Consider the following 16920-nt stretch of genomic DNA (forward strand, 5'->3'; position numbering starts at 1 on the left):
GAACTCCTTCTCTCGAGCGGGGAAATGGCCGCCGCCGCGGTCCCGCGGGGGCGGGGGGCGGAATTGGCGACCCTTGAGCCGGGTGCTATGATGCCGCGGCACCCTGCACGGCGTGGCAACAGTGTAAGGTTTTTTTACCCCGGAACGCACGAAGCGGCGGCCAACGCAGCGGCGCCCTCGACATCCGGGGAAAGGAGTCCGCACTGTCGCGCCGTGACTTTCGTGACGACCGAGGAGAACCTGAATGGCATTTGAACTGCCCGCCCTGCCGTATGACAAGAACGCACTCGAGCCGCACATCTCCGCCGAGACCCTCGAGTATCACTACGGCAAGCATCATCAGGCCTATGTCACCAAGCTCAACGAGCTGGTCGACGGTACCGATGACGCCAGCAAGTCCCTGGAAGAGATCATCAAGTCCTCCTCCGGCGGCCTGTTCAACCAGGCGGCCCAGGTCTGGAACCACACCTTCTACTGGCACTGCCTGTCGCCCAACGGCGGCGGCGAGCCGTCCGGCGCCCTGGCCGACGCCATCACGGCCAAGTTCGGTTCCTTCAACAAGTTCAAGGAAACCTTCAATGCCAATGCCGTGGCCAACTTCGGCTCCGGCTGGACCTGGCTGATCAAGACCGATGACGGCGGCGTCGACATCGTCAACACCAGCAATGCCGACACGCCCATCGCCCATGGCCAGACCCCGCTGATGACCATCGACGTCTGGGAGCACGCCTACTACATCGACTATCGCAACGCGCGTCCCAAGTACCTCGAGAACGTCTGGAGCGTGCTTAACTGGGACTTCGTCGCCCAGAACTTCGGCTGAGGTCGCGGCGCCACAGGCGCACAGCGACGCCCCGAGACGAGACGGCCCCGCCATTGGCGGGGCCGTCTTCGTTCACGGGGCAGCGGGCAGCAGGCGGCGTCGCCCGACTCAGGCAGGCAGCGGGTCGGCCCGGCGACCGATGCCGCGGTAGTGCAGCCCCTGGGCGGCCACCCACGCCGGGTCGTAGATGTTGCGACCGTCGAGCAGCAGCTTGTCGCCGAGCCGCGCCGAGAGCTTCGGCCAGTCGGGGTTCCAGTAGGCCTTCCACTCGGTCACCAGCATCAGCGCGCAGGCCCCCTCGCAGGCGACGTAGGGGTCGCCATCGAACACCTCGAGCAGCGGATGTTCGCCGACCTCGGCCAGCAGCGCCGGAATCGCCGAGGGATCGTGGAGGCGAACCCTGACCCCCTGGGCCCACAGGGAGCGCAGCAGGGTCAGCACCGGGGCATGGTCGATGCGCGCGGTACCGGGCTTGAAGGCGGCCCCCCAGATCGCCACCGTGCGCCCCTCGAGGCGACCGTGGAAATGCGACCAGAGCTTGCGGAACAGCGTCTCCTTCTTGTGCTCGTTGATGTCGAGCACCTGCTCCAGCAGGGCCGAACGGCGCCCGCTGGCCGACTGCACGTCCGCCAGGCGCATCAGGTCGCGGGAGAAGTTGGGACCGCCGAAGCCGCAGCCGGGATAGAGGTACTCGTAGCCGATCCGCGAATCGGAGCCCATCCCCTGGCGCACGAACTCCACGTCGACGCCCAGGCTGTCGGCGAGGCCGGCGATCTCGTTCATGTAGCTGATGCGGGTGGCCAGCATGCCGTTGATGGCCAGCTTGGTGAGCTCGGCGGCACGCCGCGGCATGCGCTGGAACACCTCGCTGCGGCGGTTGAAGGCCCGCAGCAGCTCCCTGACCCGGGCCTCGGCGCCGGCATCGTCGCAGCCCAGCAGCCAGCGCCCGGGGCGGGTGAAGGTATCCCAGGCCCGCCCCTCCTCGATCAGGTCGGGCAGGGCCACGGCGTGGCCACGCCCCTCGAGCAGGGTCTCCAGCCGCTCGGTCTCGCCCACCGGGAAGGTGGAGTTGTTGACCAGCACCAGGTCGCCTGGCGACGCCTTCGCCAGCCGCGAGAGCAGCGGCGCGACCTCGCCGCGCTGCTCGGGTGACAGCGAGAGCCACACCACCTCCTGGTCCGCCAGGCACTCGGCCGCCGTGGCCCCCTCCTCGACCAGCCGCAGGCTGCCGCTGGCCTGGGCCTCCTCCAGCTGGAGCAGCAGGCGCGGCTCGCGCCGCAGCCAGTCGGCACGGGCGAGCGTGGCCCAGGGGGTGGCCGCATGGGGCAGCCAGGTGACCCGGTGCCCGACCCAGGAAAGGGCCGCCGCGGCGGTGGCGGCGGCGAGTTCACTGCCGTGGATCAGCACGCGCATGACGCTCACTCCTCGCCGGCGTAGCGGGCCAGCAGTTCGCGGAAGCCCTCGCCGTAGCGGGCATGGCGGCGCCCATAGGCCAGGATCGCCTCGAGGTAGCCGAGCTGGTGGCCGCAGTCATAGGTCTTGCCGCGCATCCGCCAGGCGTCCACCCCCTGCTGGCGACGCAGGGTCTCGATGGCGTCGGTGAGCTGGATCTCGTTGCCGGCCCCCGGCGGCGTCTCGGCCAGCAGCGGGAAGATGCTGCCCGGCAGCGCGTAGCGGCCGATCACCGCCAGGTTGGAGGGCGCCTGCGCCACCGGCGGCTTCTCGACCACGCCGGAAAGCGGCCGTGACTCGCCGGGCGCCGGGATCTCGCCGCCGGTGTCGACGATGCCGTACTTGTAGACCAGCTCGCGGGGCACCTCCTCGACCATCAGCTGGGCCCGGCCGGTCCGGTCGAAGGCGTCCAGCATGCCGGCGAGGTCGTTGCGCTCGAGGCCATCGTCATCCACCAGCACGTCGGGCAGCAGCACCGCGAAGGGCTGATCATCGCCGATCACCGGCCGCGCGCAGAGCACGGCATGGCCGAGGCCGAGGGGCTCGGACTGGCGCACGCTGATGATGTTGACGTCGCCGGGCACGATGGAGCGGAGCTCCTCGAGCAGCTCGTGCTTGCCCTTCGCCTCGAGGCTCGCCTCGAGCTCGAAGTGCTTGTCGAAATGGTTCTCGATGGCGCCCTTGCTGCCATGGGTCACCAGCACGATGTCGCGGATGCCCGCTGCCACCGCCTCCTGCACCACATACTGGATCACCGGGCGGTCGACGATGGTGATCATCTCCTTGGGGATCGCCTTGGAGGCCGGCAGGCAGCGGGTGCCGAAGCCGGCCACGGGAAGCACGGCCTTGTTGATCATGGTGAAGTCCTTGTCCGGAATGTGATCGTCGTCCCGCTCCCCCCTCGCCGCGATGGCGCGGGTCATGGGAAAGCCTCCCCGAGAGCGGGTAGAATGGCCATGATACCGGACGATCCTCGACCTGCCACTGTGTCGACTCGGCGACAAATCAGGTTGGGACAGCAAGTTGATTCCACGATTCCACAACGGACGGAGAGCTCAGATGGGCGCAAGTCACACGCAAGCGGGCAACGTCGATCCCGGCGAGATCGCCAAGTTCGAGGCCCTGGCCAGTCGCTGGTGGGACCCCGACAGCGAGTTCAAGCCGCTGCATGACATCAACCCCCTGCGCCTCGACTTCATCGACGCCCGCGCCGGCCTCGCCGGCAAGCGGGTGGTGGACGTGGGGTGCGGTGGTGGCCTGCTGGCCGAGGCCATGGCCCACCGTGGCGCCGAGGTCACCGGCATCGACCTCGGCGAGGCGCCGCTGGCGGTGGCCCGGCTGCATGCCGAGGAGAGCGGGGTCGAGGTCGACTATCGCCATGTCAGCGTGGAGGCGCTGGCCGAGGAGTCACCGGGCCGCTTCGACGTGGTGACCTGCCTGGAGATGCTCGAGCACGTGCCCGACCCGGCCTCGGTGGTGCGCGCCTGCGCGGCGCTGGCCAAGCCCGGCGGCCAGGTGTTCTTCTCGACCCTGAACCGCAACCCCAAGGCCTATGCACTGGCGATCCTGGGCGCCGAATACCTGCTGCGCATGCTGCCCCGCGGCACCCATGACTACGCGAAGTTCATCCGTCCCGCCGAGCTTGCCGCCTGGTGCCGGGAGGCCGGCCTGGAGGTGCGCGAGCAGAACGGCCTGGTCTACCACCCCGTCACCCGCCGCTACCGCCTGTCGGAGCGCGACGTCTCGGTGAACTACCTGATGCACTGCCGCCGGGAGGCCCCGTGAACGACATCGCCGCGCGGCCCGAGGCGCTGCTCTTCGACCTCGACGGTACCCTGGTGGATACCGCCCCGGACCTGGCCCGGGCCACCAATGCGCTGCGCGCCCACCACGGCCTCGCCCCCCTGCCCTATGCGACGATCCGCGCCCAGGTCTCCAACGGCGGCAGCGCCCTGGTGACCCTGGCGCTGGACCTCGCGAGGGAGGCCGAGGGCCACGACGAGGCCCGCGCCTTCCTGCTGGCGGCCTATGGCCAGGCGGTCGCCGAGGAGAGCCGGGTCTTCGCCCCCCTGGATCTGCTGCTCGAGCGCTGGGAAGGCGCCGGCCGCCCCTGGGGCATCGTCACCAACAAGCCCCGCGCCTATGCCGAGCCGCTGGTCGCCGCCCTGGCACTCAGGCCCGGGGCGCTGATCTGCGCCGACGACCTGCCGGTGAAGAAGCCCGCGCCGGACCCGCTCTGGGAGGCCGCCCGTCGCCTGGGGGCGACACCCGCCGTCTGCTGGTACATCGGCGACCACCTGCGGGACATGCAGGCGGCGCGCGCCGCCGGCATGGCGGCCGTGGCGGTGGGTTACGGCTACATCGAGGAGGGCGACGACTATCGGCGCTGGCCCGCCGACCTCTGGTTCGAGACCAGCGAGGCGCTGGTGGCCGCCATCGCCCCTGCTGAGACAGCTCCCACCCGCTGACCAGGGATTTGATCTGGTCCCCCCTCCCGCCGGCCACGATACTGGTGTGGGCGGTCGCCGCTGATGGCGGCCGCGGCATGCCCCTGGCGGAGGGGGCCAGACGATGAAGCGTTGTCCTCACTGCGCGAGCCATGGCATCTACAGGAACCGACGGTCACTGTGGCGGCGCCTGGTCAGGCTGCCCCACTCCTACCGCTGCATCGACTGTGGCACCGCCTTCTCGCGACGGGCACTCCTGGCGGCAGAATCGGGCCGAGAGGCCGTTCACGCCGTGCCGGATCCGGAGAGTGCCGAGGAGGCGAGGAGGAAATCGCAGCCGGTGTCCGCCGGCCTGAAACGCCTCGGGCCTATCGGTCCTGCCCTCGCCCATCATGCCCATGACATCGCCGGCCTGCCCGGGCGATGCGCCCTGGCGGTCAGGGGTGGCCTGCAGCGCGTCGGGCTGACGCCCATCCCCGTCTGGGTGGTCAAGCAGGTGGATGGTGACATCCTGCATCTGTGTGGCAGCGGCACCCTCTATCATCCTCGCCAGCGGTCATGGCGCGCCCTGACCGCACTGAGGCAGCACCGCTACCAGGGTGGCGTGCGCCTGGGCAACACCGGCATCGTGCTGAACAGCCGACTCTTCGCGGCCCTGATCCCGCTCGAGGAGCTGACCCTGATGGGTCCGACACGGGGCCGCTGGCAGGGGCGCGAGTGGCGCATCGCCCGAGTTCCACAGCACCGCTGGCAGTACGAGGGGCGTCTCATGGTCCAGGCAGGGGCGAACGATGAAGGCGAGCCACTGATCAGCAGCGAAGACGTCTCGCGAATCCGGGATCAGGTCGATCCGCAGGCCACACCGCCCGGCATGGCCATCTTCCAGCCGGGCAGCGGCAGCGCCGGCAGCCGCTCGATCCGAGGGCCGATCCGGCGGCGCGATTCATGACCGAGGCGGCTGGGCGTCGAACTTCTCGCCATTGTGGCCGCGGCTGTCGGGGCCCATCAGCCACAGGTAGGTGGGCATGATCTCCTCGGGGGTGCGCAGGGTCGCCGGATCCTCGCCGGGATAGGCGGTCTTGCGCATCTGGGTCCGCGTGGCGCCGGGATTGAGGCTGTTGACGCGGACATTGCCGAGGTGCTCCAGCTCGTCGGCCAGCACCTCGACGAAGCCCTCGGTGGCGAACTTGGAGACCGCATAGGCCCCCCAGTAGGCACGCCCCCGGCGCCCCACGCTGGAGGAGGTGAAGACGATCGAGGCATCGGCCGAGTACTTGAGTGCCGGCAGCAGCGCCTGGGTCATCCAGATCGGGCCATTGAGGTTGACCTGCATCACCTGCTCCCACAGCTCCGGATTGTACTGCTCGAAGGGCGTGATGCGCCCCAGCAGGCCGGCATTGTGGAGCAGCCCGTCGAGGCGGCCGAACTCCCGGTCGATGGTCTCGGCCATGTCGTGGTAGTCCTTGAGGGTGGCCCCCTCGAAGTTCAGCGGGAAGATCGCCGGCTGCGGCCCCCCGGCGGCCTCGATCTCGTCGTAGACCTTCTCCAGCTTGGCGATGGTACGGCCCAGCAGGATGACCGTGGCACCATGGCGCGCGAAGGTCAGGGCCGCGGCCCTGCCGATCCCGTCGCCGGCGCCGGTGACCAGGATGTTGCGCCCCTGGAGAAGGTCGGCGGGCGCCTGGTAGTCGATCTTGCAGGTCGTCATGGATGCTCCTTGGTGAATCAGTTGCCCGACTGGCGCAGGAAGTCGTTGGCCAGGCCGGCCGCGGTGCTCTCCGGGTACGCCTCGCGGACGCGCTCGAGCAGCTCGCGGCTCGCCTGCGGGTCACCCTGGCGCGCCTTCAGCAGGCCCAGCTTGTAGAGGGAGTCGGGCACCTTGCCGCTCTGGGGGAAGTCGTCGAGCACGGTACGGAAGGCCGCCTCGGCGGGCTCCAGGTTGCCCTCGGCGGCGTGCAGCTCGCCCAGCCAGTAGTGGGCGTTGGCGGTGAGGGTATTGTCGGGGTGGTCGACCACGAAGCGCTCGAAGGCGGCGATCGCCTCGCCGAACTCGCGCGCCTGCACCCGGGCGAAGGCCTGCTGGTAGGCCGCCTGGGCGTCCGGATCGGCGCCGCTGGGCGACGGCGCCTGGACGACCTCTTGCGCGGCCTGCTCGTCGACCTGGGCGCTGCTGTCGACGCCGACGCCGACGGGACCCGACGCCAGGCGATCCTCGAGGTCCATGTACTGCTGCCGCGTCTGGCGGCGCAGCTGTTCGAGCTGGTGGCGAAGCTCCTCGACCTGGCCGCGCAGCTGGCGAATCTCCTCGTCATGCTGCTGCACCTGGTTGAAGATCACCAGGCTGCCACCCGCCTCCTCGCGGGTTTCCGTCTGCTGGTAGAAGGAGCGCGGCTGGGCAGTGAGGTCCTCGACCACCGGCTGCTGGGCAAGGGCAGGGAGCCATACGGACAGCGGGAGCACCAGGGCTCCCGCGCCGCATAGTCCTTTCAGACCGTGTTTCATGCGTGTCTCCATCGACGCGGGGGGCGTGCGACCGGGTCTCAGTAGGCGAAGACGACCCGACGGTTCTGGGCGTAGGCCTCCTCGTTCTGGCCACGCGCCGCCGGACGCTCCTCGCCGTAGCTCACCACCTCGACCTGGGAGGGCGAGACGCCCTGCACGGAGAGGAAGCGCTCCACGGAACGGGCGCGACGCTCGCCGAGGGCCATGTTGTACTCGCGGGTACCGCGCTCGTCGGTGTGACCCTGCAGCACCACGCGGGCGCTGCCGTTGGAGCGCAGGTAGCGGGCATGGGCGGACAGCACCGGCTCGAACTCGCTGCGGATGCGATCGCTGTCGAACTCGAAGTAGATCGTGCGCTGCTCGGGGATCCGCCCATCGGCCTGCTGGCCCGCAGTGCCGCCGGCACCGAGGCCCGTGCCGCCGACCTGGCCGCTGCCGGCCACGCCGCTACCCGCGGCACCACCCCGTGTGCCATCCATGGACCCGTCCTGGGTTCCACCACTGCTGGAACAACCGGCCACGAAGGCCAGGGACAGGGCGACCGCCAGGGTCCTGGCATAGGGCTTGAGACCGCGCTTGAGTTGCATCGTGTGACTCCTTGCCGAATCGAAGAGTACCAACATCACTGTGATCACTGTGGTCAGTTGAGGAAGGGCGACCACGCGGGTTCGCGGACGTCACCCTGTGCCGAGGGCAGCCGGAAGGACGCGCGTCCATCGGCGGTGACTGCCCCCAGCACCCCGCTGTTTCCCTGCTGGGTGGCGAAGATTACCATGGTCCCGTTGGGCGAAACACTGGGAGATTCATCCCAGCGCGACTCGCTCAGGACCACCAGGCGACCGCTGTCGAGGTCCTGCCTGGCCACCTGGTAACCGTTGCTGCTGCGGTGGATCAGGAAGATCGCCTCGCCGTCCGGCGCGAAGCGTCCCCGGGCGTTGTAGTTGCCCGTGAAGGTGAGCCGCTCCTGCTGGCCGCTGCCGAAGTCATGGCGATAGAGCTGGGGGCCGCCGCTGCGATCGGAGGTGAACAGCAGGCTGCGGCCGTCCGGCGACCAGGCCGGCTCGGTGTCGATGCTGGAGTTGTTGGTGATGCGCTGGAAGTCGCGCGAACCGATGTCCATCACGTAGATCTCGGGCTGGCCGTCCTTGGAGAGGGACATGGCCAGTCGGCGACCGTCCGGCGACCAGGCCGGCGCCCCGTTGATCCCCTCGAAGGAGGTGGCGCGGGCGCGCTGGCCGGTGGCGAGGTCCTGGATGTAGATGGCCGGGCGCTCGGTCTCGAAGGAGACATAGGCCAGCTTGCCGCCGTCGGGCGACCAGGCCGGCGAGAGGATCGGCTCGCGTGAGCTGAGCACCTGCTGGCTGTTGCGGCCGTCGGCATCCGCCACGTAGAGGGCGAACTGCATGTCGTTGCCGACCCCCTGGGCGGTGACGTAGGCGATGCGCGTGGAGAAGGCGCCGCGAATTCCGGTCACCGCCTCGAAGATCTGGTCGCTGATGTAGTGGGCCGCGCCGCGCAGTTCCCCCTCGCTGGAGGTCACCACCTCGCCCAGCATGCGGCGCTCGCCGCTGACGTCCATCAGCTCATACTGCAGGCGATAGCCGTTGCCGTCACGGCTGGCACGCCCCACCACCAGGTAGCGCACGTCCAGGGCCCGCCAGTCACCGTAGCGCACCTCGCCGCTCTCGCTGGGGCGGTCGAGCATCTGGCGGTGCGGCAGCGGATCGAAGTAGCCGCTGCGCTCGAGGTTGTCATGGATCACCTGGGCGACATCCTCGGGGAGGGCGTCGCCACCGGCGAAGGGCACCACGGCGACCGGCGTGGCCCGATCGCTGCCGCGGGTGATCTCGATGGTCAGGTTGGCCTGGGCCAGGGTGCTGAAGATCAGCAGCATGGCGGCCAGCCAGGATGTCATCAGGGCTTTCATCAGCGTACATCTCCCGGTCTGAAGCGCAGATTGAATTGACGGTAGTCCCGTTGCACGGCGGCTGGCAACTGTCGCAGTTCGGCGAAGGGCGCGGCCGCCTCCACCGCCTGGATCGCCGAGCGGTCGAAGGCGCCGTCGCCGCTGCTCTGGGAGATCGAGGCGGCGAAGAGCTCGCCGGAGGGGCCGAGACGCACCGCGACCTCGGCGGTGGCGCCGGATGGCACGTTGGGCGGGATCACCCAGGCCTGCTCCACCGCCCGGCGCACCAGGTTGATGAAGCTGTTGGCGGCCTCCTGTCCCTGGCGGGCATTGGCGGCGGCCTCGCGCTCGCCCTCTATGATCCGCTGCAGGGCTGCCTCGGCCTCCTCGGCGGCCCGGCGTGCGGCCTCCTCCTCGGCACGACGCTGCGCCTCGGCCTGGCGCTGGCGTTCGGCCTCCGCCTCGGCCTGGCGCTGACGCTCGGCCTCCGCCTCGGCCTGGCGCTGGCGTTCGGCCTCCGCCTCGGCCTGGCGCTGGCGTTCGGCCTCCGCCTCGGCCTGGCGCTGGCGTTCGGCCTCCTCCTGGGCCTGGCGCTGGCGTTCGGCCTCCGCCTCGGCCTGTCGCTGGCGTTCGGCCTCCGCCTCGGCTTGTCGCTGGCGCTCGGCCTCCGCCTCGGCCTGGCGCTGGCGTTCGGCCTCCTCCTCGCGGCGCTGGGCCTCGAGCTGCTGCTGACGTTCGGCCTCCTGCTGCTGGGCGCGACGCTCCTCGGCCTGCTGCTCGCGCAGCCGGGCCTGCTGTTCGGCCTCCTCGGCACGCCGTGCCGCCTCGGCCTCGGCGGCCTGGCGCGCCTCCTCGCGGGCACGGGCCTCGGCCTCGCGCTGGGCCTGCTGTTCGGCCTGGCGCTGCGCTTCACTGGCCTCGGCCTCCTGCTCGGCCTGCCGGGCGGCCTCCTCCGCCTGGCGCTGCTCCTCGGCCTCCCGGGCCTGGGCACGCGCCCGCGCCTCCTCGGCCCGCTGGGCCTGGTCGGTCACCGTCTCGGTGCTGACCAGGGTCGCCTGGACGATGGAGGACGAGGTCGGTTCGGGGTCCTTGGCCGGCAGGCTGATCACGCTGAACACCACCACTCCGAGGTGCAGGGCGACGGCAAGGATCGTCGGCACGCCATAGCCCACGCGCTGGTCGTGTCTGGCCATCTCGACTCCTCAGCCTTCCCCGCTGGGCGGCGGTTCCGAGATCAGGCCGACGTTGCTCACGCCGGCGATCTGCAGGGTGCTCATCAGGGTGACCACCTGGCCATAGGGGACATTGCGGTCGCCGCGCACCATCACCGGCGTGCCGGGGCGCCGCTCGAGCAGGATGATCACCCGGTCGGCGATGTCATCGAGGCTGACCGACGTCTCGTCGCCGCCGACCGACAGGAAGTACTGCCCCTCGCGATCCACCGAGACGATGATCGGCTCGCTGTCCTCCATGTCGTCGATGGGCTCGGAGGTGACCTGGGGCAGGTCGACCTGCACGCCCTGGGTCAGCATGGGGGCGGTGATCATGAAGATCACCAGCAGCACCAGCATGACGTCGATGAAGGGCACGACGTTGATCTCGCCCATGGGCTTGCGCCCGCTGCCGCGATTGAATGGTCCATGCATGGCAAGACTCCCTCAGGCGGCGCCGGGTTCGGTCCGGCCCTGCAGGTTGCGGTGCAGGATGGAGTGGAACTCCTCGGCGAAGTCCTCGTACTTGCCCAGCAGGCGGCCGGACTCGGACGAGAGCCGGTTGTAGAAGATTACCGCGGGGATGGCGGCAAACAGGCCCATGGCGGTGGCGATCAGCGCCTCGGCGATCCACGGCGCCACGGTGGCCAGGGTCGCCTGCTGGGCCATGGAGAGGGACTGGAAGGAGCCCATGATGCCCCACACGGTGCCGAACAGGCCGATGTAGGGACTGGCCGAGGCCACGGTGGCCAGGAACACCAGGTGCAGGTTGAGGCGCTCCTCCTCCCGGGACCAGGCTACCCGCATGCTGCGCTGCACGCCGTCGAGGATCGCCTGGGGGCTCTTGGTCTTGGGCAGCAGGCGGTTGAATTCGCGGAAGCCGGCGCGGAAGACGTGCTCGGCGCCCTGGGTCTCCTGCTCGGCGGGGGTCTCGCGGTAGAGTTCGTTGAGATCGACCCCGGACCAGAAGCGCTCCTCGAAGACCTGGTGGGCCTTGCGGGCACGCCGCATCACGAAGGTCCGCTGGAAGATCACGATCCAGGAGAGGATCGAGCCCACCGTGAGCAGCAGCATCACCAGCTGCACCACGGTGCTGGCGCTCATGATCAGGTGGGGAATGGACATGGAGTCGTTCACGGGCATCCTCGTCAGGCTTGCGGTTGGGCTGAGGGGTGTCGGGCCAGGACCTCGGCGAGCGCCGGCGGCCAGGCAACGGGTCTGAGACGCGCGGCATCGACACAGGCGATGTCGACCCTCGCCTCGCAGAGGGGTTCCCCGCGACGGGTCACCGCCTGGCCGAACTGCAGCCGGGCGCGACCGTGGGACAGGATGGCGGCGCTGACCTCGAGGCCGTCATCCAGTCGGGCGGGCTTGGCATAGCGGCACTCCAGGCGGTGGACCACCAGCTGGATGCCGGCCTCGAACAGCTCGCGCTGGGTGATCCCCTGCGCGCGCAGCCATTCGCTGCGTGCCCGCTCCATGTACTTGAGATAGTTCACGTAGTAGACGATGCCACCGGCATCGGTGTCCTCGATGTAGACACGCACGGGCAGCTGGAAGGCGCTCACGGGCGAGTCTCCCCCGCCGCGTCGGCGACATCGTCGGTCGGGGTCAGGTCGAAGTGCCGCCACGCCTGGCGGGTCACCACCCGTCCCCGGGCCGTGCGCATCATCAGCCCCTGCTGGATCAGGTAGGGCTCGATGACGTCCTCGATGGTATCGCGCTCCTCGCCGATCGCCGCGGCGAGCGAATCGACCCCCACCGGGCCGCCGTCGAACTTCTCGATCATCGCCAGCAGCAGGCGGCGGTCCATATGGTCCAGGCCGTGGTGGTCCACGTGCAGCATGTCCAGGGCCCGGTCGGCGATATCGGCATCGATCCGCCCCGAGCCGCGAACCTCGGCGAAGTCCCGGACGCGACGCAGCAGGCGGTTGGCGATGCGCGGCGTGCCCCGGGAGCGGCGCGCCACCTCCAGCGCGCCCTCGCGCTCGGCCTCGACGCCCATCAGCCGGGCGGAGCGGGAGACGATCTCGGTGAGCTCGTCGATGGCGTAGAACTCCAGGCGCTGGACGATGCCGAAGCGGTCACGCAGCGGCGAGGTCAGCAGGCCCGCCCGGGTCGTGGCACCGACCAGGGTGAAGGGTGGCAGGTCGAGCTTGATGGAGCGCGCCGCCGGCCCCTCGCCGATGACGATATCGAGCTGGAAGTCCTCCATGGCGGGATAGAGGATCTCCTCCACCACCGGCGAGAGGCGATGGATCTCGTCGATGAACAGCACGTCGCCGGGCTGCAGGTTGGTGAGCATGGCAGCCAGGTCACCGGCCCGCTCCAGCACCGGGCCGGAGGTGGACTTGAGCCCCACCCCCATCTCCGCGGCGATGATATGGGCGAGCGTCGTCTTGCCGAGCCCCGGCGGCCCGAACACCAGGGTATGGTCGAGGCTCTCGTCGCGCCCGCGGGCGGCGCCGATGAAGATCTCCAGCTGCTCGCGCACCCGGGGCTGGCCGATGTAGTCGGTGAGTCGCTTCGGGCGGATCGCGCGATCGATGGGCTCTTCCCCGTCGCGCAGGTCGGCGGCGATCAGGCGATCATTTTCCAGCATGGATGTGCCTCCTGCAGGACCGGTGCTCGGCTCGGATCCGCATGACCGTCACCCGGCCATCCGCCGGCTCAGGGCGGCCTTGATCATCGCCTCGGTGCTGCCCTCGCCCTCCAGGCCGACGAGCATCCTGGCAGCCTCGGCGGGCTTGTACCCCAGGCTGACCAGCGCCGCCTCGGCATCCGCCAGCGGGTCCTGCTGGGCAGGCTCGGGGGCGGCGCCGGCCAGGCCCGCCAGGGCATCGCCGGAGGGCTCCCAGTGGGGGAAGCGGTCGCGCATCTCGATGATCAGCCGCTCGGCGGTCTTCTTGCCGACCCCGGGCAGGCGGGTCAGCGCCTTGGCATCGTCGTCCATCACGCAGCGCATGAAGGCGGCCTCGTCCATGCCGGAGAGGATGGCGAGGGCCAGCTTGGGGCCGACCCCGTTGACCTTGATCAGGGCACGGAACAGCGCCCGCTCCTGTTCGCGCAGGAAGCCGTAGAGCAGATGGGCGTCCTCGCGCACGGTGAGGTGGGTATAGAGGGCGACGGGCTCGCCGGTGCCGGGCAAGGCCACCAGGGTGTTCATCGAGGCTTCGAGCTCGTAGCCCACCCCGGCGACATCCACCACCAGCCAGGGCGGCTGCTTCTCGAGCAGGGTGCCACGCAGGCGTCCGATCATGGCGCAGTCATGTCCTTGGCATCAGTTCCATCGCGGCCTCGGCGGCCGCTGCTGCCGCCACTATACTGGTCGCCCGCGCGGCTGGCCAGCCCGGGATCAAACAGCGTTCGACAATCCTTCGGCGTCGCCGTCGGGCGACAGCGTCAGGGACGAAAGTCGCGCCAGTTCCCGCCCTTGCGGCGGCTGCGATGGCCGCCGAAGCTGCCGGCGGTGACCAGGCCGCGCCGGGCGTGGGCATGGGTCAGGGCGATGGCCAGGGCATCGGCGGCATCGGCCTGGGGCGTCGCCGAGAGCCCCAGGATGGCGGTGACCATGTGCTGGACCTGGGCCTTGTCGGCACGGCCGCTGCCGGTCACCGCCTGCTTGATCTGACGGGGACCGTACTCGCTCACCGGCAGGCCGTGGTTGGCGGCACAGACGATGGCGGTGCCCCGGGCCTGGCCGAGCTTGAGGGCGGAGTCGGCGTTCTTCGACATGAACACCTGCTCGATGGCGAACTCCGCGGGGCGGTGCACTGCGATCAGTTCGCTGACGCCGGCGTAGACCTGGGCCAGCTTCTGGGCCAGGTCGTCGGCCTGGATGCGGATGCAGCCGCTGGCCACGTAGCGCGGCGTGGCGGTGGACACGTCCAGCACCCCGTAGCCGGTGATCCGCGAGCCGGGATCGATGCCGAGGATCAGCATCCGGCCGGCTCACTCCAGGGCGTCGAGCACATCGTCGTCGAACTCCGCGTTGGTGGTCACGTTCTGGACGTCGTCCAGGTCCTCGAGCATGTCGATCAGGCGGATCACCTTGCGGGCCAGCTCCTCGTCCACGATGGGGGTGGTGGTCTCGGGAAACCGGCCCACCTCGCTGCGCTCGGGCCCGATCCCCGCCGCGATCAGCGCCTCCTTGACGTCATGGTAGGCGTCCGGGGCGGTGACCACCTCCAGGGTACCGTCATCGAGGGTGACGATGTCCTCGGGCTCGGCCTCCAGGGTCGCCTCGATCACCGCCTCCTCGCTGACGCCCTCGGGCAACGCCAGGCGCCCCTGCTGGTGGAACAGGAAGGCCACCGAGCCGCTGGTGCCCAGGTTGCCCCCGCACTTGTTGAAGGCGTGTCGCACCTCCGAGACGGTGCGGTTGCGGTTGTCGGTCAGGCACTCGACCAGGATCGCCACCCCTTCGGGTCCGTAGCCCTCGTAGACGCACTCCTCCATGGCGTCGCCGTCGGCGTTGCCGGCCCCGCGGTCGATGGCCCGCTGGATGGTGTCCTTGGTCATGTTGCTGCCCAGCGCCTTGTCCACGGCGGTGCGCAGCCGCGGGTTGTCGGCCGGCTCCGGCCCGCCCTGGCGGGCGGCCACGGTCAGCTCGCGAATGAGCTTGGTGAAGATCTTGCCGCGCCGGGCGTCCTGGGCCGCCTTGCGGTGCTTGATATTGGCCCACTTGCTGTGGCCTGCCATCGCGTCCTCCTTGCCGAATCGGGAAGTCGAGACAGGACCGGCGCCCTGGGGCGCCGGTCTGCTGCTGCGGGGAAGCGGCTTACTCCTGCCCTTCCGCCTTGGCCTTCTGGCGCAGGCGGATATTGAGCTCGCGCAGCTGTTCCGGCCCCACCTCGCCGGGCGCATCGGTCATCAGGCAGCCGGCGCTCTGGGTCTTCGGGAAGGCGATCACCTCGCGAATGGTGCGGGCGCCGGCCATCAGCATCACCAGGCGGTCGAGGCCGAAGGCCAGGCCACCATGGGGCGGTGCGCCGTACTGCAGGGCGTCGAGCAGGAAGCCGAACTTCTCGCGGGCCTCCTCCTCGCCGATGCCGAGGATCTCGAACACGGTGGTCTGCATCGCCTGGTCATGGATACGGATCGAGCCGCCGCCCAGCTCGGTGCCGTTGAGCACCATGTCGTAGGCCCGGGAGAGCGCCGAGGCCGGGTCGGCCTTGAGCGCCTCGGGGCTGCAGGAGGGCGAGGTGAAGGGGTGGTGCAGCGGACTCAGGCGGCCGTTGTCGTCGGCCTCGAACATCGGGAAGTCGACCACCCACAGCGGCGCCCAGGGGCGGGTGTAGAGGTCGAGGTCCTCGCCGAGCCTGACCCGCAGCGCGCCGATCGCCTCGTTGACGATGCGCGCCTTGTCGGCACCGAAGAAGATGATGTCACCATCCTCGGCGCCCACCCGGTCGAGCAGTGCCTCGACCACGTTCTCCATGAACTTGACGATGGGCGACTGCAGCCCCTCGAGGCCGGCGGCACGGTCGTTGACCTTGATCCAGGCCAGCCCCTTGGCGCCGTAGATGCCGACGAACTTGGTGTACTCGTCGATCTCCTTGCGCGACAGCTTCGCCCCGCCCGGCACGCGCAGCGCGGCGACACGGCCGTCGGCGGCGCTGGCCGGCCCGGAGAAGACCTTGAAGTCCACCTGCTGCATCAGGTCGTCGACGTCGGTGAGCTCCAGCGGGATGCGCAGGTCCGGCTTGTCGGAGCCGTAGCGGGTCATCGCCTCGGCCCAGGTCATGCGCGGGAACTCGGGCAGTTCGACCTCGAGCACCTCCTGGAACAGCTGGCGGATCATCGCTTCGGTGATGCCCATGATGTCGTCCTCGGAGACGAAGGAGGCCTCGAGGTCGATCTGGGTGAACTCCGGCTGGCGGTCGGCGCGCAGGTCCTCGTCGCGGAAGCACTTGGCGATCTGGTAGTAGCGGTCGAAGCCGGCCACCATCAGCAGCTGCTTGAACAGCTGCGGCGACTGGGGCAGCGCGAAGAAGCTGCCCGCATGGGTGCGGCTCGGCACCAGGTAGTCCCGGGCCCCTTCCGGCGTGGCGCGGGTGAGGATCGGCGTCTCGATGTCGAGGAAGCCCTGGCCCTCCAGGAAGGCGCGCACGCTGTGGGAGATCCGCGAGCGCAGGCGCAGCTTCTCGATCATCTCCGGGCGGCGCAGGGCGATGTAGCGGTGCTTGAGGCGCACCTCCTCGCCCACCTTGCCGTGCTCGTCGAGCTGGAAGGGCGGCGTGGCGGCGGTGTTGAGGACCTCCACCTCCCGGGCCAGCACCTCGATCATGCCGGTGGGCATGTTGGGGTTCTGGGTGCCTTCCGGGCGCAGCCGCACGCGGCCCTGGATGCGCAGCACGTACTCGCTGCGGGCGCGGTCGGCATTGGCGAAGGCCTCGGCGGTGTCGGGGTCGACCACGACCTGGGCGATGCCGTCGCGGTCGCGCATGTCGAGGAAGATCACGCTCCCGTGGTCACGGCGGCGGTGTACCCAGCCGCACAGGGTGACCGTCTGGTCCACCAGGGTCTCGTTCAGCTGGCCGCAATAATGGCTGCGCATGTCGTATCCTGTTCTGTTGC

The 16920-nt window shown here is 69.8% G+C and carries 19 protein-coding genes; 4 read left to right on the forward strand and 15 right to left on the reverse strand.

Annotated features, from left to right (window positions below):
* Positions 1–244 precede the first annotated feature (244 nt).
* Positions 245–823 carry a superoxide dismutase gene (locus BDK63_RS06740; protein WP_183330602.1) on the forward strand — a complete coding sequence of 193 codons (579 nt, stop codon included), beginning with the start codon at positions 245–247 and terminating at the stop codon, positions 821–823.
* 108 nt (positions 824–931) lie between these two features.
* Here BDK63_RS06740 and BDK63_RS06745 read toward each other — a convergent pair whose 3' ends face one another.
* Positions 932–2236 carry a UDP binding domain-containing protein gene (locus BDK63_RS06745; RefSeq protein ID WP_183330603.1) on the reverse strand — a complete coding sequence of 435 codons (1305 nt, stop codon included), beginning with the start codon at positions 2234–2236 and terminating at the stop codon, positions 932–934.
* Between the two features lie 5 nt (positions 2237–2241).
* The gene (gene galU, locus BDK63_RS06750; RefSeq protein ID WP_183330692.1) at positions 2242–3132 is read right to left on the reverse strand and encodes a UTP--glucose-1-phosphate uridylyltransferase GalU; all 891 of its coding nucleotides are present in this window, start codon (positions 3130–3132) and stop codon (positions 2242–2244) included.
* Between the two features lie 202 nt (positions 3133–3334).
* Here galU and ubiG point away from each other — a divergent pair, with 202 nt between their 5' ends.
* From ubiG to BDK63_RS06765, 3 genes are all read left to right on the forward strand, one after another.
* Complete coding sequence (ubiG, locus tag BDK63_RS06755; RefSeq protein ID WP_183330604.1) at positions 3335–4060, forward strand: bifunctional 2-polyprenyl-6-hydroxyphenol methylase/3-demethylubiquinol 3-O-methyltransferase UbiG; 726 nt, start codon at positions 3335–3337, stop codon at positions 4058–4060.
* A complete protein-coding gene (locus BDK63_RS06760) occupies positions 4057–4743 on the forward strand; it encodes an HAD-IA family hydrolase (protein WP_183330605.1) in 687 nt (228 codons plus the stop codon). Before ubiG ends, BDK63_RS06760 begins: the two co-directional genes overlap by 4 nt.
* A gap of 103 nt (positions 4744–4846) precedes the next feature.
* The gene (locus BDK63_RS06765) at positions 4847–5671 is read left to right on the forward strand and encodes a hypothetical protein (RefSeq protein ID WP_183330606.1); all 825 of its coding nucleotides are present in this window, start codon (positions 4847–4849) and stop codon (positions 5669–5671) included.
* Here BDK63_RS06765 and BDK63_RS06770 read toward each other — a convergent pair.
* The 13 genes from BDK63_RS06770 to aspS all read right to left on the reverse strand — a co-directional run bounded on the left by BDK63_RS06770 (position 5666) and on the right by aspS (position 16900).
* The gene (locus tag BDK63_RS06770; protein WP_183330607.1) at positions 5666–6430 is read right to left on the reverse strand and encodes a YciK family oxidoreductase; all 765 of its coding nucleotides are present in this window, start codon (positions 6428–6430) and stop codon (positions 5666–5668) included. The genes BDK63_RS06765 and BDK63_RS06770 overlap by 6 nt on opposite strands.
* 17 nt (positions 6431–6447) lie before the next feature.
* Positions 6448–7224, reverse strand: coding sequence for a tol-pal system protein YbgF (gene ybgF, locus BDK63_RS06775; protein WP_183330608.1), 777 nt, complete (start codon positions 7222–7224; stop codon positions 6448–6450).
* A 38-nt stretch (positions 7225–7262) separates the two neighbouring features.
* Complete coding sequence (pal, locus tag BDK63_RS06780) at positions 7263–7811, reverse strand: peptidoglycan-associated lipoprotein Pal (protein ID WP_183330609.1); 549 nt, start codon at positions 7809–7811, stop codon at positions 7263–7265.
* A gap of 53 nt (positions 7812–7864) precedes the next feature.
* Entirely contained in the window at positions 7865–9151 is a 1287-nt protein-coding gene (gene tolB, locus BDK63_RS06785) for a Tol-Pal system beta propeller repeat protein TolB (protein ID WP_183330610.1), read from the reverse strand.
* Positions 9151–10323 (reverse strand): cell envelope integrity protein TolA, encoded by a 1173-nt coding sequence (gene tolA / locus BDK63_RS06790; RefSeq protein ID WP_183330611.1) that lies wholly within the window; start codon positions 10321–10323, stop codon positions 9151–9153. Before tolA ends, tolB begins: the two co-directional genes overlap by 1 nt.
* Before the next feature lie 9 nt (positions 10324–10332).
* Positions 10333–10776: a protein TolR gene (gene tolR / locus BDK63_RS06795; protein ID WP_183330612.1), complete on the reverse strand. Its 444-nt coding sequence runs from the start codon at positions 10774–10776 to the stop codon at positions 10333–10335.
* 12 nt (positions 10777–10788) lie between these two features.
* Entirely contained in the window at positions 10789–11478 is a 690-nt protein-coding gene (gene tolQ, locus BDK63_RS06800) for a protein TolQ (RefSeq protein ID WP_343065286.1), read from the reverse strand.
* An 11-nt stretch (positions 11479–11489) separates the two neighbouring features.
* Positions 11490–11909, reverse strand: coding sequence for a tol-pal system-associated acyl-CoA thioesterase (gene ybgC / locus BDK63_RS06805; RefSeq protein ID WP_302055049.1), 420 nt, complete (start codon positions 11907–11909; stop codon positions 11490–11492).
* Positions 11906–12943, reverse strand: coding sequence for a Holliday junction branch migration DNA helicase RuvB (gene ruvB, locus BDK63_RS06810; RefSeq protein ID WP_183330613.1), 1038 nt, complete (start codon positions 12941–12943; stop codon positions 11906–11908). Before ruvB ends, ybgC begins: the two co-directional genes overlap by 4 nt.
* Before the next feature lie 48 nt (positions 12944–12991).
* On the reverse strand, positions 12992–13600 hold the full coding sequence (ruvA, locus tag BDK63_RS06815) for a Holliday junction branch migration protein RuvA (protein ID WP_183330614.1): 609 nt from the start codon (positions 13598–13600) through the stop codon (positions 12992–12994).
* A 143-nt stretch (positions 13601–13743) separates the two neighbouring features.
* Positions 13744–14283 (reverse strand): crossover junction endodeoxyribonuclease RuvC, encoded by a 540-nt coding sequence (ruvC, locus tag BDK63_RS06820; protein ID WP_183330615.1) that lies wholly within the window; start codon positions 14281–14283, stop codon positions 13744–13746.
* Between the two features lie 9 nt (positions 14284–14292).
* Positions 14293–15042: a YebC/PmpR family DNA-binding transcriptional regulator gene (locus tag BDK63_RS06825; protein ID WP_183330616.1), complete on the reverse strand. Its 750-nt coding sequence runs from the start codon at positions 15040–15042 to the stop codon at positions 14293–14295.
* A gap of 79 nt (positions 15043–15121) precedes the next feature.
* Positions 15122–16900, reverse strand: a complete 1779-nt coding sequence (gene aspS, locus BDK63_RS06830; RefSeq protein WP_183330617.1) for an aspartate--tRNA ligase — start codon at positions 16898–16900, stop codon at positions 15122–15124.
* Between the last annotated feature and the right edge of the window lie 20 nt (positions 16901–16920).

Origin of the sequence: Halomonas campaniensis (assembly GCF_014193375.1) — a bacterium.
GTDB lineage: Bacteria > Pseudomonadota > Gammaproteobacteria > Pseudomonadales > Halomonadaceae > Halomonas > Halomonas campaniensis.

Bases quoted from the DNA above. Each gene is read 5' to 3' on its own strand.
- BDK63_RS06740 (WP_183330602.1), top strand. From the start codon at position 245: ATGGCATTTGAACTGCCCGCCCTGCCGTATGACAAGAACGCACTCGAG.
- BDK63_RS06745 (WP_183330603.1), bottom strand. From the start codon at position 2,236: ATGCGCGTGCTGATCCACGGCAGTGAACTCGCCGCCGCCACCGCCGCG.
- galU (WP_183330692.1), bottom strand. From the start codon at position 3,132: ATGATCAACAAGGCCGTGCTTCCCGTGGCCGGCTTCGGCACCCGCTGC.
- ubiG (WP_183330604.1), top strand. From the start codon at position 3,335: ATGGGCGCAAGTCACACGCAAGCGGGCAACGTCGATCCCGGCGAGATC.
- BDK63_RS06765 (WP_183330606.1), top strand. From the start codon at position 4,847: ATGAAGCGTTGTCCTCACTGCGCGAGCCATGGCATCTACAGGAACCGA.
- BDK63_RS06770 (WP_183330607.1), bottom strand. From the start codon at position 6,430: ATGACGACCTGCAAGATCGACTACCAGGCGCCCGCCGACCTTCTCCAG.
- ybgF (WP_183330608.1), bottom strand. From the start codon at position 7,224: ATGAAACACGGTCTGAAAGGACTATGCGGCGCGGGAGCCCTGGTGCTC.
- pal (WP_183330609.1), bottom strand. From the start codon at position 7,811: ATGCAACTCAAGCGCGGTCTCAAGCCCTATGCCAGGACCCTGGCGGTC.
- tolB (WP_183330610.1), bottom strand. From the start codon at position 9,151: ATGAAAGCCCTGATGACATCCTGGCTGGCCGCCATGCTGCTGATCTTC.
- tolA (WP_183330611.1), bottom strand. From the start codon at position 10,323: ATGGCCAGACACGACCAGCGCGTGGGCTATGGCGTGCCGACGATCCTT.
- tolR (WP_183330612.1), bottom strand. From the start codon at position 10,776: ATGCATGGACCATTCAATCGCGGCAGCGGGCGCAAGCCCATGGGCGAG.
- ruvB (WP_183330613.1), bottom strand. From the start codon at position 12,943: ATGCTGGAAAATGATCGCCTGATCGCCGCCGACCTGCGCGACGGGGAA.
- ruvA (WP_183330614.1), bottom strand. From the start codon at position 13,600: ATGATCGGACGCCTGCGTGGCACCCTGCTCGAGAAGCAGCCGCCCTGG.
- ruvC (WP_183330615.1), bottom strand. From the start codon at position 14,283: ATGCTGATCCTCGGCATCGATCCCGGCTCGCGGATCACCGGCTACGGG.
- BDK63_RS06825 (WP_183330616.1), bottom strand. From the start codon at position 15,042: ATGGCAGGCCACAGCAAGTGGGCCAATATCAAGCACCGCAAGGCGGCC.
- aspS (WP_183330617.1), bottom strand. From the start codon at position 16,900: ATGCGCAGCCATTATTGCGGCCAGCTGAACGAGACCCTGGTGGACCAG.